The following is a 14,220-nucleotide window of genomic DNA, read 5'->3' as shown; positions in this document are numbered from 1 at the left end:
GCTCACCGTCTTCCTCGATCCTGTTGCGCCGAGTCGTGTTCGCTTGATCAGGTCAGGGTCCGGCGCAGCGCGGCGATCTGCCGACGGGTAGTCATCGCCGGCGAGGACGTCCGCGCGGTCGATGTCGTTATTCATGGCGCTTCTCATATCCTCGTTTGCCGGTCGGCCCAAAACGCCTCCCGGACTTCTCGTTTCAGGACCTTGCCGTTGACGCTGCGCGGGAGCTGGTCGACGAAGAGCACCTGCTTGGGCGCTCGGACCGGGCCGAGTTGCTCGCGGCAGCGGGCGATCAGCTCCGCTTCCCCGACGCGGTGTCCGGCATTGAGCTCGACGACGGCGGTCACCGCCTCACCCCAGTCGGGATGGGGAGCGCCGATCACAGCGCAGTCCTGCACCGCGGGATGGCTCCAGATCACCTGCTCGACCTCGCTGGGGAAGACGTTGAAGCCGCCCGAGATGATGAGATCCTTTTTCCGGTCGGTGATGTGGAGGTAGCCTTCGGCATCGCGATGCCCCAGATCGCCGGTGTGCAGCCAGCCGTCGACTATGGTCTCGGCGGTGCGTTCGGGGTCTTTGTAATAGCCCTTCATCACCAGGTCGCCCCGGACACAGATCTCTCCGGTCGCGCCCGGCGGCACTTCGGCACCGGACTCATCCAGGATCGCCACCGTGACAAGCGGGTACGGACGTCCGCATGAGCTCAGCCGTTCGGCGGGGGCGATCTCGCCGTCGATCAGGTGCTCGTCCGGCCGCAGGAACGAGATGGCGGCGGGGGCTTCCATCTGCCCGTATCCCTCCAGGAAGACCGGTCCGAGCCGGTCGATGCCGGCGCGGAGTTTCTCGGTCGACATCGGCGCCGCGCCGTAGGCCAGGTAGCGCAGCGACGAGGTATCGGAGGTCCGCTGTTCCAGCGCCTCGAGCAGGCGGTAGATCACCGTCGGCGGGAGGAACAAATCGGTGACCTGATGCCGTTCGATGGCGTCGAGGACTCGTTCCGGTGTCGCGCGCGCGATGATGACGACCGTGCCGCCGCGCGCGGTGGCCTGCAGGCTGAACAGTCCGGCCGTATGCGTCATGGGTGCGGCGGCCAGGTTGACGACGGGCGCGGCCGCCGGGTGGGTCATTGCCATCATCTGGTGGGCGACCATCACCGACAGACTGCGGTGAGTGTTCATGACGCCCTTGGGTTCCCCGGTTGTCCCGCCTGTCGGCGCCACCGCGACGACGTCGTCCATGGCGTAGCGGATGGGCGGTGGGGTGTCGGGGTGGTGGGCGGTCCAGTCGTGCAGGGCCAAGTCATCGGTTCCGGCCGCCAGGGCGATGTAGACGCCTACTCCCGACGACGCCGTCTTCATTTCGGCGATCTGGTCGGCGAGGTCGGGATGGTAGAACAGCACCTCGACGTCGAAACGCCGCAGCAGCCGGACGTTTTCACCCACCGGGTTGGCCGGGTTCAACGGCACCCATGCCGCGCCCGCACGCCAGGCCCCGAGCACACAGATCCATGCCAGCGGCGAATTCGGCGACAGTACAGCGATTTTCGATTCGCGCTGCACTCCCGCGCTCAACAGTGCGTGCGCGATACGGCACGACAGCACGCCGGCGTCGTCGAAGGTCCACACCTCGTCGTCGGTCCGATAGGCGATACCGGTCGGGTTGATCGTTCGGCCCCGGTCGAAGAAGTCGATGACGGCCATGCCTCACGCCCTCCCCAGTACGGTCACGGCGGTGACCGCTTCCTCACCACGGTGGAAGCCACCGCCGTTCTCCGCCACTGCGATTCGAGCCCCGTTCACCTGACGCGGACCGGCGGTCCCGCGCAACTGTTCGGTGAGTTCGAAGATCTGACCGAGCCCGCTCGCCCCGATGGGGTGCCCCTTGGATTCCAGGCCGCCGGAGGGATTCACCGGGATCCGGCCGCCGATGGTGGTCTCACCACGCAGTGCCGCCGGACCACCCTGACCGGGCGGGACCAGACCGAGTAGCTCGGTCTGCAGGATCTCACCGAATGCGGTGGCATCGTGGACCTCGGCCACATCGACGTCGGCCGGACCGATACCCGCCTGTTCGTAGGCGCGAGTGGACACCGTCCGGCTCGGATGCCCGTCGAAATTGCTTGTGTCGCGATCGGTTCCGGTACCGAGGACGGCGGCGAGCACCTGTACCCGTTGCGGTGCGCCCAGCCGCCGGAGCCCTGCCGCACTGCACACCACGACCGCGGCGGCGCCGTCGGTGACCGGCGCGCACATCGGGACGGTGAGCGGGTACGAAAGCTTGCGCGCCGCAAGCACATCCGCGACCGTCATCGGGCTGCGGTAGTGAGCGCGCGGATTCTCGGCCGCGTGCTCGTGGTTCTTGGCCGCGACCGCGGCAAGGTGCTCTTGGGTGGTGCCATACAGACGCATGTGGTTTCGTGCGACAGCGGCGTAGATGTCCATGAAGACCGAGCGCTGCCCGAGGTCGGGCTCCTCGACGTCGCCGCCTAGTTCCAGCAGAGTCCTGCTGAGCGCATCGGGATCGGCCACGTCGTAGGCGCTGTCGAACACCGATATGGTCCGTGCCGGATCGTCGACGTGCATCCGTTCCACCCCGATGGCCAGCACAACCTCGGCGGCTCCGGCCCGGATCTGATCCACCGCGAGTGCGAACGCGGAAGCGCCAGTGGCACAGGCATTCTCGACGTTCACGACCGGGATCCCCTGGATACCCATCGCGCGCAGGGCGATCTGCCCCGCGATCATGTGCTGACCTTCGAGGGCACCCTGGGTGGCGGTGCCGAAGAACGCGGCCTCCAGGGTAGAGGCGGTCGCGCCGCAGTCCCGCAGCGCGTCGGTGACGGCCCAGCGGGTGAGGTCGCTGACCGTCCTTCCGGGATGTCTGCCGAACGGTGTCATGCCGACACCGGCGATCCAGGCAGGGGTTTTCATGATTTGCCTTTCAGTTCGTGGCTCAGTGATGCACCCCGACCGACACCGGCCTGCAAACAGGCGCAGCGCGTCGAACGAGTGCCGAGCTAGGGACGCTTGCCGTTCGGTCGGTGATCCGTGCGGAGGCGACTGCCGAGGAAGTCCAGCACCTGGTGCAGTGCGGCCTGGGTGGGCTGGCCCGGTTCGTCGATGAGGTGCCCGGTTGATACCGAATGCGGGCTCAGCGCGGCATCGGGATTCGCGGCGGCGTCATCGAGCTCGATCGCGATGAACGCCTCGTCCGACCGGAAGTTCGGCCATGACGATCACGGCGGGTCCGCGGCCGTGTCGAAAAATCGTGCGGGTTATGCCCTCGTGAGTGAACCTATCGCGCTGGCAATCGATGAGATCGTCGTCTGCCATGTAGGGCGCCTCCTTGTGAACGGGCCCCTACTATCGGCCGACCGGCCGCGACCGCTATAGGAAAAATGTTCCCCAGGCCTGGTGTCGGAGCTTGTGGAAGGCGGTGAGCGCTCCTTGCGTCACGGTGCCCGGCGTGATGTCGGCGAAGCTCGACAGATCCCGGCCGAGATGGGATTGATCGGTATAACCGCAGTCCGCCGCCACGTCGGCGGCGGGGCGACCCGTCACCAGTTCTTCGATCGCCTGCCGGAATCGGACCAGCATCGTGGCCCGTTTCGGGGTGAGACCGATCTGGGATTCGAACCTCGCCCACAGCCGCTTGCGGCTCCACCCACAGGATTCGGCGAGTTCGGCTACCCGGACCTGTCCCCTGCTCGCGACGATGCGGTCCCAGCTGGCGACCACTTCGGGGTCCGGCGTCCGGGCCGGCTCTGCACAGTGCGCCAGAAACGATTCGGTCAGCGCGAAGCGTTCATCCCACGTCCCGGCGTCCGCGAGGCGCTCCCGCAGCCACAACGCCCGTCGTCCCCACAGCTCCTCTACACCGACGATTCCGTCGCCGACCAGATCGGTGGGCGTGAGTCCCAGCAACGAGTGGGCACGTATCGGCGACAGCCGTATCTCGATACATTCGGCCCGCTCGCTCCGGATACGCATTGTCCTGGTGGGGAATCCCGAGACGAAGCCGGTGCACGCCTGCCGCCGGGCATCGCTGTCGACGATCAGTTCGTTCCCGCCGAACTCGATCACTACGGTGACCGCCGGTATCCCGACCACGCGGATGTCGAGCCCCGCCGTGCCGCGGTCGCGGAATCCGATCATGGCGGCGCCACTCGCCGATACGGCACCGGCCCGACGTCCGAATTCCCATCCGGTACTGCGGTCGCAGTCGGGCCTCATCGCATCCACGTCTCCAGACTAACCAGGCGGACCAGCGCTCAAAGCTGATCCTCGACGGCGCGCTCGATGAACAGCGGCGTCGTCGAGACCGGGGCGCGCAGCACACCCCCGGCGGCATCGACCGGCACCGAAACACCATGGACATCCATCACAGTCGCACTGGAATATGGCCATCCCCAAGTGAATTGGTGTGACGGACGGTCCTGGCCGGCGACAGCCGCTGGCTGACGATTCTCGGTCGCGCCGTCGCCCGGGGCCGGGCCCGCCCCGAAGCGCTGTCGCCACGCATCGCCACTGTGGCCGTCGACCTCCTGCGCAACGAATATTCGTCCGTGGAGTCGCGGCCGAATTCGCCACGTCAGCCAGCGCGAGCAGGCCGGCCTGATCCACCGCCGCCCGGCATGGCGTGACCGCGACACCGACTCCACAAAGCTCGCCAACAGGGCGAACGTGGTACTAAGTCGGGCCGGGACCGTCAGCGAAGTACGGCAGAACCATCTCGACCAGTGCGGCGACGTCGGCGTCGACCATCGGCTCGCCAGTTATGCCGATCCGGTGCAGCAAGGTGCCGACCACGACGTCGATGAAGAACAGGACTCGGTTCTCCGGCTCACCGAGCGCGTCCTGTAGCACGAGCCGATACGGATCCTGCAACCGCGTGGACAGGACCTCGCGCAGGGCCGGATCGCTGACGCCGTCGCTGAACACACCGGCGAACGCGGCACCCACCCCTGGCTCGCCGATCATCGCCGCAGCCCAGTGGATGGCCGAGGACATGATCTCGGCTCGGCTGGCGCCCTCCAACGGCACCGGACCGAATGCGTCCAGGAGGCAGTCCACGATCAGCTCACCCTTGGACGGCCAGCGACGGTAGATCGTCGTCTTCGCGACGCCAGCCTCCGCAGCGATGCGCTCGACGGTGGCGCGCGCGTAGCCGAGTTCATGGACCGTCCTCAGCGTGGCGGCGAAGACCACGGCATTGACGCCAGCGCGCGGGCGACCGGGTGGTCTGGCTGATGCGGTCGATGCCATGGCCAGACGATACCTGTTTCGCTACCATAGGTTTCGATACCTTAGGTATCGAAACGATAGGAGAAACGGTGCGAGAAGAGATCGCTGAGGTCACTGCCGCGCAGCGACCGCCGGAGCCCGACTGGTTGGCGATGACAGCCGAGGAATTGGTCGTCTACCGCAACGCGGAGAACCGCTTCCGGGCCTCCAGCGCCGCGCGGGCGGTCACCGGGGAACCGGATCCGGGCGCCGCGATCGAGTGGCAGGAGGTGGCGCTGCCCGGCCGCGAACTCCCGGTCCGGGTGTACCGGCCCGCGAGATACGACGACGCTGTTCTGCCACTCGTGCTCCATGTGCACGGCGGCGGGTTCGTGGGCACGGCGGTGCAGAGCGACTGGGTCAACAGTCACCTCGCCGCCCAGTTGCCCGCAGTCGTCGTTTCGGTCGAGCACCGCCTCCTGGCTCCGGACAGTCCGCTCTCGGACGCCGTCGACGACGGCTGGGATGTGCTCCAGCACTTGGTGCGGGACGCCGAGCGATGGCGCATCGACCCAGCGCGGGCCGCCGTCTTCGGCGAGAGCTGCGGCGCGTTGATCAGCGCTCTGGCGGCAATCCGGGCCAAGGAGGCCGGCCTGCGTCTCCGGGCGCAGGTGCTGGTCAACCCAGCGGTCGATGCGACCGAGGCGATGCTCGCCCACCCCTCGGCCACTCAGCATGCCCAGACCCCAACCCTCACTGTGCCGGTGCTGCTCCTGTTCCAGCGGCTCGCCATTCCACCGGGCACCGACCCTCGCGCGCTTTCGCCGCTGTATGCCGACGACCTGGGTGGTCTGGCTCCGGCGCTCGTGGTGATTCCGGCCCACGATCCGCTGGCCGATCACGGCCGCCGCTACGCCGAACGACTCCGAGCGGCGGGCACATCGGCGCGGCTCACCGAATACCCTGGAGCGGGGCACGCGTTCCTCAGCATGCCGGGCATGGCGCAGCAGGCCGAGGCCGCGCGGGCGGAGATCCGCGAGTTCCTCCGAACCTCCCTCGCCAGCCCACAGCGCGGCATCGCGGCGGACCGGGCCGGTCGCCGAGATGGCCGACCGTGACGTGTTTCCGCCCGCCGTTTGCCTCAACGCCTCTAGCCGTGTCTGTTGCGACACAAGGGCTTTCAGTATGTCCGACCGTTCACGGGGATCCGTCGAGTCGGGTGGGCCGTACGCCGGCTCGCACGGGATCGATCGAGCGCACACACCGGGGCAGAGGGTTAAACGGGCGGCCCGGCCGGGCGTCCGCGGTGTGGAAGGTGTGGCTACGACACGTCCGGGGTGATCCGGATCGTTACCGAGGGTGATCACCGTGGACGCGTAGTGCACCGCATCCAGCAGTTCTGCGGGCGTAGCGTGCCCGTTCATGACAAAGCCCCCTGTGTCGTGACCGACAAGGGGGCGGGGGATGCGGCGCGAATTGCGCGCTGAGCAGCTACGATGCGGGGATGACTAAACCGCACGCAGACGCGTTTAAGCGCCGGGTTAGTGATAGCAAACTCACGTGGCCCGACGCAAATCGGTGCGCCATCAGGGACTCGAACCCCGAACCCGCTGATTAAGAGTCAGCTGCTCTGCCAATTGAGCTAATGGCGCGTCTCTTGCTGTGCTCCGTGTTCCGGTGCGGGACAAAGATTAACAGGCGGAGTGCCCAGAAGTGAAATCGGTTTCTGACCAGGTGCGATGGGGGAGTTGGCTGGCGGTGTTAACACGGGGCGCGGCGGAAGTGATCTAACCCCTGAACTCGCCTGGGACGGAGTTGTTTCGCATTGGACCATCCCTGCCGACCTGGCAGAATGGCAGCGCGTGGTCTCGACCAACTCCGTCAGCGTTGCGGGAGGAGCGTGTGTCGGTTGGGTCGAAGCCATCGGTGTGCTGATGCGGCACCGGGACTTGAAACGGGGTTGAATATGAGCGTTGGTCAGTGTCGACATCGGTTGATGCGAAAGATCACCGGACCTGTAGTCGTTTTCGCGGTGTTCGCGCTGGCCTTGACGGCGTGCTCGTCGTCCAACGCCACCGACGCCGCATCGGTCGCCATCGACCGCAATCCGATCACCGAACTGATGAAGCCCAAGCTGTCGTCCCCGATCAAGGACGGTGACATGGGGGTTTCGCCGGGCATGCCGATGACCTTCAAGGTCGATGACGGCAAGTTCACCAATGTGACGTTGACCAACCCGCAGGGCGCCCCGGTCGGCGGCAAGCTGGCCGCGGACGGGCGCACCTGGGAGACCACCGAGGTGCTCGGCTACGGCAAGACCTACAAGCTGAAGGCCGACGCGATCGGTCTCGGCGGCGCGAACTCCACCGTGCTGAGCTTCACCACGAGCTCGCCGAACAGTCAGACCAGGCCGTATCTGCTGCCGGGCGAGGGTGAGGTGGTCGGCATCGGCCAGCCGGTGGCCGTGCAGTTCGACGAGAACATTCCGAACCGCAAGGCCGCGCAGAATGCGATCAAGATCACCACCGAGCCGCCGGTCGAGGGCGCCTTCTACTGGGTGAACAACCGTGAGGTCCGGTGGCGGCCGGAGCATTTCTGGGCGCCGGGCACCAAGGTCACCATCGATGTGAACGTCTACGGCCGCGATCTCGGCAATGGGCTCTACGGCCAGGACAACATCCACTCGTTCTTCACCGTCGGCGACCCGACCATCTTCACCGCGGACGACAACACCAAGCAGGTGACGGTGGAGATGAACGGTCAGGTGGTGCGAACCATGCCGACCTCGATGGGCAAGGACAGCACGCCCACCGATAACGGCATCTACATCGTCGGCGACCGCTTCGATCGCATCATCATGGACTCCTCGACCTACGGCGTCGCGGTGAGCTCGCCGAACGGTTACAAGACGCCGGTCGACTACGCGACCCGACTGTCCTACTCCGGCATCTTCTTTCACTCCGCGCCGTGGTCGGTCGGTGCACAGGGCTACTCGAACACCAGCCATGGCTGCCTGAACCTGAGTCCGGCGAATGCGCTGTGGGTGCTGCAGAACGCCAAGCGTGGCGACATCACCATCGTCAAGAACACGGTGGGCGGCACCTTGTCCGGTGTGGACGGTCTGGGTGACTGGAACATTCCGTGGCCGGAGTGGAAGGCGGGCAACGCCGACGACCGCTGACCTCCCCGGATGGCGGAAAGGCCCCCAGCGCTGTCGCTGGGGGCCTTTTTGCATGTCGAATCAGGGTATGACCGGCCCCGACGTGCCCGCGCAACTGAGCGTCGCGCCGACCGCGCTGCCAAGTGCGGCGCACAGCAGCGGCCCGCCGAAGAGCAGGCTCTCGAAGCCCGCCATCGCCGCCCCGGCCGAGCCGGTGCCCGAGGAGCCGGTGGTGGTGGCGCCGCCCGCCGATCCGGTGGTGAGCGTGCCCGAACCCGAACTGGATCCGGTACCGGGCTCGACCGCGATATCCGCGGTTGCGGTACCGGTGGCGCCTGTGAGCAGAGTTGCGCCGACGAAAGCTGCGATTACCGCGGAACGCATCACGAACTTGGTGTCTTTCTGATCAGCCGGGGTGGCGTCCTTGCGACACCCCCCTCGTGCCCGCAGTCTACGGAGTGAAAAGCGGGTATGTCACACAATCCGTCGAGTTGGCCACGGCATCGACTCGTTGATCGAACTCGGCGCGCACTGGCATGATCGGCCGATGGATTCGGTACGGCGGACAATCGCCGAAGTCGATTGGGCCGCACTGGAACACGCTTATGGCTCGGCGGAGGACGCTCCCGCGTATCTGCTTGCGCTGCTCGATGGTGAACGGGACGCAGGTGTCGCGGCGGTGGGATATCTCGACTCGGCACTACTACATCAAGGGAGCCTCTACTCCGCCACGGCACCTTTCGTCGCGATCATGGCCGAGCTGCTCCCGCACCAACACGCCTGTCAGGTCGAGGACACGCGCGCCGGGGTCCGGGAGCCGCCGACCGTGCTGCAAACGCTGCTCGCCTACCTCGCAATATTTGCCGAGGTATGCAATTTCGCGATCACCGATGAAGAGGTGCACGACCTCGCCCACCCCGATGAAGCGACCGCGGAGCAGATCCGACGAGTCGAGGTAGGCCCCTCCCAGGACGAGGAGTTCGATTGGGATGCCTTCGATAAAGCCCTGGCCCATGAGTGGGCACTGCAGGCGATTGCCTGTCGCGCGGTGGTACCCGGTGTGATCACGGCGATCGCGCCGCTACTCGACGATCCCCATCCGCCGACCCGGCTCGCCGCATTGACGGCAACAGTCCATCTGATGGCCCATCCGGCGTGCGCCGACGATCTCGTCGCACTAGTCGACCGCCTCGATACGATCGCACCGACATGGTCGGACCCGGCCGAACGAGCAACGGTTGCAAGACTTTCCGGCATCTACGGCGGACGTCCGGAACTGTTGCTCGACGATCCCGACGTTGGTGTCCGCGGCTGCGCCGCCCTGGCCCCCGCGCTGTCCGACGATCCGCGGGCCACCCACGAACTACTCACCGCACTGCAGAACCCGCAGTCCATCGACGAGTGGTTCGAAACCGGCCTGCCGGGGCAGCGCGGCTGGCTCCGACACGACTTCATCTGCGCCCTGCTCTCGCGAGCGCACGATGCCGAAACCGTGCTGCCTGTTGCCATCGCACTGGTACAGGTGGCGAACAGCGACACCGTCGACCAGGACTGTATTCCCTTCGTCCAGTTGATATTTCCCGACGTCGACACCAGGACCGAACTCTCCGACATCCAACGCGCATATCTGGTGGCACTGGTAGCCGCAGATGACACCGAGATATGGGTGAGCGGCCTCGGCTCCGAACTCCGGAGGGTCGGTCTTCCCGCCGACCGGGAGGACTGCCGTCGACTGGTCGAGCAGTGGCCCTCTGATTGACTGGCGCCATCACGAACTGCGCCCTTCGGTCGGGTGTGGCAGATCGCTTGACTCGATTGCGGCGTAGTCATTTCCGTGTCCGCTGGAGATTCAAAACGGGCCGGGTCCGAGACTTTCCCTAATACACCTCGAATCACGTTGGTAAACAGGGTATTTGGTCCTCAATGCGGCCATTGGCCTCGGCTGTTATCCAACCGGTTCGTCTGGTAAGAATTGGAATCGAATCGGTCGGTATTCATTTTTCGGTCGGCCCTGGACAATTTTGAATTGTGTTGGGCAATAACCAAATTCGTACGATCCGATCCTGTTAAGGTTTCATGTGTCATCAAATTTCTACTGGCACAAGGGAAATGGTCATGGCTACACCAGGTACGGCATGGGGTAACTTTCAGTCGCTGGGCGGGTCGCTGGCGAATGATCCTGCGGTAACTAACTTTCCGGACGGTCGTCTCATTGTCTTTGCCGAAGGAACAAGCAATTCGCTGTGGTACATCTGGCAGAATCGGGATCTGAACTGGAACAACTGGAAACAATTGCAGAGCGCGTCGATCAGCGGCACGCCGTCGGTCATCTGTGGAAAAGACGGACTGGTCCGGGTTTTCTGGCGTTCGCCGAGTAGCGAATTGTTCGTCGTCACCCACGACAACATCTATGGCAGCCTCACGCAGACACCTCTGCGGCTGACCACGGGCGCGGCAGGCGATCCGGTCACGGCCATGAACGCCGACGGCCGCATCATGGTCTTCTACCGCGGCAATGACGACAGCGTTTGGTGCATCGCGCAGAAGTCGGCCGCCTACGATTCGGCCTCATACAACGGGTGGCTGGTCTCGATCTCACTGGGTGGCCGGATCAAGGGCGTGCCCGCCGGGGTGCTATCGCCCGATGGCCGCGTGCGAGTGTATGTGCGCGGCAGCGACGACAACCTGTGGGTGGCCCAGCAGGCGCAACCGGACAGCGCCACGTGGACCGCCTTTCAGCAGATCGGCACCGGCATGAGTTCGGATCCGAAGGCGGCCAGGGACGCCGATGGTCGTGTTCGCGTGTGCTGGCGTGGCAGCGACGGCACCGGCTGGGACATGGTCCAGCAGGCCGATTACAACACCTACAAGTCGCAGGCGACCGTGAACGGCGGACTACTCAGCCCGCCGTGTCCGATCCTGGCCATGGACGGCCGCATTCAGTTGTTCGTCACCGGCACCGATAACTCCTCCTGGGTCGCCGAACAGATCGCGGTGAATCAGGATTCGTTCGCCGACTGGATCACTCTGAAGGGCGGCATTCTCGGGAGCACCCTGCCCGCGAAGAATATGGACGGCCGCCTGTTCGCCTTCGTCCGTGGCACCGATAAGGCCATCTGGTACGCGCCGCAGAACTGGATCTGACCCGTACCCAACCTGCCCATTCCAGGGTCGGAGGTCGGGGCTGGTCCCGCCGCCCGCCGATTCCCTATCGGGTAGATATACAGGATCGGGTAGATATACAGGTCAGGCCCGGTAGATCACCGGGCCTGACCTTGCCGCAACGGCTTTCGAGTGCCAGCCTCTTGTCCGGAATCGAACTAGCCTTCGGGGTAGAAGACGAACAGCGTACAGCCGGTTGTGGTCGCGGGCACATGCCATGATCCGGCTGGTGCGTGCAGGAATGTTCCGGCCGGGTGGTCGCGCGCGCCGTCGTTGAAGATGCCCGCGACCACATAGACCTCCTCCGGGCCGGGCTCGTGGACGTCTCGGCGCGGCCACGACGTACCCGGGTCCATCTCCAGCACGTTGGCGTGCGCACCGGACGACCCTTTCCACAGCGGACGTACCCGGATTCCGGGGAAGAGCTCTCGGACCGGGGAGTCGGTGACGGACGCGAAGTCGTATCCCTCTTGGGCGAGGATCTCGGGGTGCATGCCATTCACGCTGCCTGGCGCAGCGACGCCAGGACAGTGTCGGGTAAGACACCATAGGGTACTTTCCTGCCATGCATCGCGTGGTCGCCTTGGTGGCTCCGGTGCAGTCGACGTTCGAACTCGGCTGCGCTGTCGAGGTTTTCGGTACGGTGCGGGCCGGGATACCGCAGTACTACGAGTTCGAGGTGTGCAGCGAGACGCCCGGCGCGGTACCGACCACGGCCGGGTACGCGATGTCGGTAACGCGAGGCCTTACGGCGCTCGCGTCCGCGGACACCGTGCTCATCCCGGGCTGGTCTCCTGTGGATGCGCCGCTGTCGGAGCGTGTGCGTCGCGCGCTGCTGCGGGCCCACGCTCGTGGGGCGCGACTCGTCACGATCTGCTCCGGAGTGTTCGCGCTGGCCCGCACAGGGCTGCTGGACGGTCGCTCGGCGACAACACACTGGGCGCGCGCCGCACAGCTGGCCGGGGAGTTCCCCCAGATACGTGTGGAGCCCGACGTGCTCTACGTGGACCACGGCGATGTCGCCACGAGCGCCGGCGCGGGCGCGGGGATCGACCTATGCCTGCACCTCGTCCGGCAGGACTACGGGGCCGCGCATGCTGCCCTTATCGCGCGGCACATGGTGATGCCGCCGCACCGCGAGGGCGGCCAGGCACAATATGCCCCGCCCCCACCATCCGCAGACGCGCTGGACGGCCTGCTCGAGTGGGCCGGCGCGCGCCTGGGGACACCGCTGTCGGTCGGCGATATGGCCGCACACCTCAACGTCTCGCCCCGCACGCTGGCCCGGCGCTTCGCCGATCAGCTCGGTACGAGCCCGGGCACATGGCTTCTGTCGCGCCGGGTGGCCGCGGCACGCACTCTGCTGGAGGAGACAGACCTCCCGGTCGAGGCGATCGCGGCCCGCGTCGGCCTCACCTCGGCGGTCAACCTGCGCCGCCGCTTCCGCACCCAGGTCGGCACAACCCCGGGCGCCTACCGGCGAGCATTCCGGGTCCCCCGGTGAAAACGGCGGTGTGAACTTCCACGGTGGCGTCGATGAAACCGTTGTTCAGCAGGAGATTTCGATAAGTGCGCGCGACGCGTGGATTCGTGATCGTGCTGAGGTCGACGCCGATCGGCGGCCATGTTCGGGATCGCCACACATTGTGACCTCCTGCCTGAGCTGCGTGCTCGCCTACAGCACCACCTGGCTGCGCTGATTGCCCATGGTTAGCCCGCTGTCTGGATCGATGAAACCCAGCCGTTCATCCGCGGCGAATGGCCCGCCTGTTGCCAGCCGCGTTTGACTATACCCCCTGTGGGTATATAGTGGTCACGTTCGCAAGCCGCGACGTGATGAGTGGTGGGATGGTCGACGAATCCGGGTGCAGTACCGCGGTGCTGGATCAACGAAGAATGTCGGTCGCGTATCGTGGGAGCGTTGGCCTCGATGCCCCAAAGTCGCTCGTGGTCAGCCAGATTCGATGGCAGGAGGCTTGATCGGTGAGTCGGACGGATGATCGCCGCCGGATGGCGGCGTCGGGTCGGCCGTCACGACGTGGGCTGGTACGCATGCCTGACGGTCGTTCGTCAGGGGCGCTGGGGCGGGTTGCCGAGCCCTGGGCGCCGTGTCATATAGGCGGCGTTCGCTCCGATTCCATCGCTACGGTGGTGGCAGTATGAGTCTCATAGGTCGGTTGCGGCTTGGTAGCTCGGCGCTCGCGCTGCTCGCGGCGATACTCCTCGTAATGCCGATGTTCGACTGCGCGCTGACGGGCGCGGATACGCACTCTCACGTGCATACCGACGGCATCGGTTTCGCTACCGCCCATTCCGACATTCCGCTGACCGCCGCCGCGCATGCGGCTGGATCTGTGGCCGCGGTCCATCCGCCATGGTGTGCGTGTTCGCCGCACGCCGGGCACTGTGTGTTGAAGTCGGTGCTGCCCAGCAGTAGCTGGAAGACTCCGACCCTGCTGTTGCTCACGATGGCCATGATGGCTGCCCTGGGGGCTGTGGCGATCGCACCCCCGCACGGGGTGGGTGTGCGCGGTCCACCGCCGGTACGCGTGCCTGCCGGCCGCGGTCGGCTGATTCTGACTCATTTCTGTATCGCCCGACGCTGATCGGTCAGCGCCAGGCCGACGGGACTTGTGCTGTCGGCCGGTGTTCGCTGCCCGTTCACGTGCTCACCGTCCT

Annotated in this window: 12 protein-coding genes, 1 tRNA gene and 1 pseudogene; 6 read left to right on the top strand and 8 right to left on the bottom strand. The window is 65.9% G+C overall.

The genetic code is table 11. The features are described 5' to 3' along the window. Positions 1–143: 143 nt before the first annotated feature. The 5 genes and pseudogenes from ACHQ4I_RS04025 to ACHQ4I_RS04005 form a co-directional block, all read right to left on the bottom strand. Positions 144–1,697 carry a class I adenylate-forming enzyme family protein gene (locus tag ACHQ4I_RS04025; protein WP_420770294.1) on the bottom strand — a complete coding sequence of 518 codons (1,554 nt, stop codon included), beginning with the start codon at positions 1,695–1,697 and terminating at the stop codon, positions 144–146. A 3-nt stretch (positions 1,698–1,700) separates the two neighbouring features. Beyond that, positions 1,701–2,927 carry a thiolase family protein gene (locus tag ACHQ4I_RS04020; RefSeq protein WP_420770293.1) on the bottom strand — a complete coding sequence of 409 codons (1,227 nt, stop codon included), beginning with the start codon at positions 2,925–2,927 and terminating at the stop codon, positions 1,701–1,703. 86 nt (positions 2,928–3,013) lie between these two features. Beyond that, positions 3,014–3,205 (bottom strand): annotated as a pseudogene (locus tag ACHQ4I_RS04015) (dienelactone hydrolase family protein); the annotation flags it as partial. Between the two features lie 178 nt (positions 3,206–3,383). Next, a complete protein-coding gene (locus ACHQ4I_RS04010; protein WP_420770356.1) occupies positions 3,384–4,229 on the bottom strand; it encodes a helix-turn-helix domain-containing protein in 846 nt (281 codons plus the stop codon). A 456-nt stretch (positions 4,230–4,685) separates the two neighbouring features. Next, complete coding sequence (locus ACHQ4I_RS04005; RefSeq protein WP_420770292.1) at positions 4,686–5,261, bottom strand: TetR/AcrR family transcriptional regulator; 576 nt, start codon at positions 5,259–5,261, stop codon at positions 4,686–4,688. Positions 5,262–5,329: 68 nt separating this feature from the next. Between ACHQ4I_RS04005 and ACHQ4I_RS04000 the strand changes: the two genes are divergently transcribed. Beyond that, positions 5,330–6,337, top strand: coding sequence for an alpha/beta hydrolase (locus ACHQ4I_RS04000; protein ID WP_420770291.1), 1,008 nt, complete (start codon positions 5,330–5,332; stop codon positions 6,335–6,337). A gap of 461 nt (positions 6,338–6,798) precedes the next feature. On the opposite strand, the gene ACHQ4I_RS03995 is transcribed toward ACHQ4I_RS04000, so the two are convergent. Beyond that, positions 6,799–6,871 (bottom strand) — tRNA-Lys (locus ACHQ4I_RS03995). A gap of 344 nt (positions 6,872–7,215) precedes the next feature. Here ACHQ4I_RS03995 and ACHQ4I_RS03990 point away from each other — a divergent pair. Beyond that, positions 7,216–8,400: a L,D-transpeptidase gene (locus tag ACHQ4I_RS03990; protein WP_420770290.1), complete on the top strand. Its 1,185-nt coding sequence runs from the start codon at positions 7,216–7,218 to the stop codon at positions 8,398–8,400. Positions 8,401–8,460: 60 nt separating this feature from the next. On the opposite strand, the gene ACHQ4I_RS03985 is transcribed toward ACHQ4I_RS03990, so the two are convergent. Then, positions 8,461–8,763: a hypothetical protein gene (locus tag ACHQ4I_RS03985; protein WP_420770289.1), complete on the bottom strand. Its 303-nt coding sequence runs from the start codon at positions 8,761–8,763 to the stop codon at positions 8,461–8,463. 163 nt (positions 8,764–8,926) lie between these two features. On the opposite strand from ACHQ4I_RS03985, the gene ACHQ4I_RS03980 reads away from it, so the two are divergent. Both ACHQ4I_RS03980 and ACHQ4I_RS03975 read left to right on the top strand, forming a co-directional pair. After that, a complete protein-coding gene (locus tag ACHQ4I_RS03980) occupies positions 8,927–10,138 on the top strand; it encodes a hypothetical protein (RefSeq protein ID WP_420770288.1) in 1,212 nt (403 codons plus the stop codon). A gap of 356 nt (positions 10,139–10,494) precedes the next feature. Continuing rightward, positions 10,495–11,523, top strand: a complete 1,029-nt coding sequence (locus ACHQ4I_RS03975; protein WP_420770287.1) for a DUF8189 domain-containing protein — start codon at positions 10,495–10,497, stop codon at positions 11,521–11,523. A gap of 176 nt (positions 11,524–11,699) precedes the next feature. Here ACHQ4I_RS03975 and ACHQ4I_RS03970 read toward each other — a convergent pair whose 3' ends face one another. After that, positions 11,700–12,035, bottom strand: a complete 336-nt coding sequence (locus ACHQ4I_RS03970; RefSeq protein WP_420770286.1) for a cupin domain-containing protein — start codon at positions 12,033–12,035, stop codon at positions 11,700–11,702. A gap of 71 nt (positions 12,036–12,106) precedes the next feature. Here ACHQ4I_RS03970 and ACHQ4I_RS03965 point away from each other — a divergent pair, with 71 nt between their 5' ends. Together ACHQ4I_RS03965 and lpqS are read left to right on the top strand one after the other, a co-directional pair. Then, positions 12,107–13,045: a GlxA family transcriptional regulator gene (locus ACHQ4I_RS03965; RefSeq protein ID WP_420770285.1), complete on the top strand. Its 939-nt coding sequence runs from the start codon at positions 12,107–12,109 to the stop codon at positions 13,043–13,045. Positions 13,046–13,700: 655 nt separating this feature from the next. Beyond that, positions 13,701–14,147: a putative copper homeostasis (lipo)protein LpqS gene (lpqS, locus tag ACHQ4I_RS03960; protein WP_420770284.1), complete on the top strand. Its 447-nt coding sequence runs from the start codon at positions 13,701–13,703 to the stop codon at positions 14,145–14,147. Positions 14,148–14,220: the final 73 nt, after the last annotated feature.

Source organism: Nocardia nepalensis (assembly GCF_048910785.1).
Taxonomy (GTDB): Bacteria; Actinomycetota; Actinomycetes; order Mycobacteriales; family Mycobacteriaceae; genus Nocardia; species Nocardia nepalensis.
Note: the sequence above shows the minus strand (reverse complement) of the source record. Positions and strands in the feature narration are given on the sequence as shown.

Excerpts from the sequence above, each read along its gene's own strand:
- ACHQ4I_RS04005 (WP_420770292.1), bottom strand. The coding sequence starts at position 5,261 with ATGGCATCGACCGCATCAGCCAGACCACCCGGTCGCCCGCGCGCTGGC.
- ACHQ4I_RS03965 (WP_420770285.1), top strand. The coding sequence starts at position 12,107 with ATGCATCGCGTGGTCGCCTTGGTGGCTCCGGTGCAGTCGACGTTCGAA.
- ACHQ4I_RS03975 (WP_420770287.1), top strand. The coding sequence starts at position 10,495 with ATGGCTACACCAGGTACGGCATGGGGTAACTTTCAGTCGCTGGGCGGG.
- lpqS (WP_420770284.1), top strand. The coding sequence starts at position 13,701 with ATGAGTCTCATAGGTCGGTTGCGGCTTGGTAGCTCGGCGCTCGCGCTG.
- ACHQ4I_RS04020 (WP_420770293.1), bottom strand. The coding sequence starts at position 2,927 with ATGAAAACCCCTGCCTGGATCGCCGGTGTCGGCATGACACCGTTCGGC.
- ACHQ4I_RS03980 (WP_420770288.1), top strand. The coding sequence starts at position 8,927 with ATGGATTCGGTACGGCGGACAATCGCCGAAGTCGATTGGGCCGCACTG.
- ACHQ4I_RS03990 (WP_420770290.1), top strand. The coding sequence starts at position 7,216 with ATGCGAAAGATCACCGGACCTGTAGTCGTTTTCGCGGTGTTCGCGCTG.
- ACHQ4I_RS03985 (WP_420770289.1), bottom strand. The coding sequence starts at position 8,763 with ATGCGTTCCGCGGTAATCGCAGCTTTCGTCGGCGCAACTCTGCTCACA.
- ACHQ4I_RS04010 (WP_420770356.1), bottom strand. The coding sequence starts at position 4,229 with ATGAGGCCCGACTGCGACCGCAGTACCGGATGGGAATTCGGACGTCGG.
- ACHQ4I_RS04025 (WP_420770294.1), bottom strand. The coding sequence starts at position 1,697 with ATGGCCGTCATCGACTTCTTCGACCGGGGCCGAACGATCAACCCGACC.
- ACHQ4I_RS03970 (WP_420770286.1), bottom strand. The coding sequence starts at position 12,035 with ATGCACCCCGAGATCCTCGCCCAAGAGGGATACGACTTCGCGTCCGTC.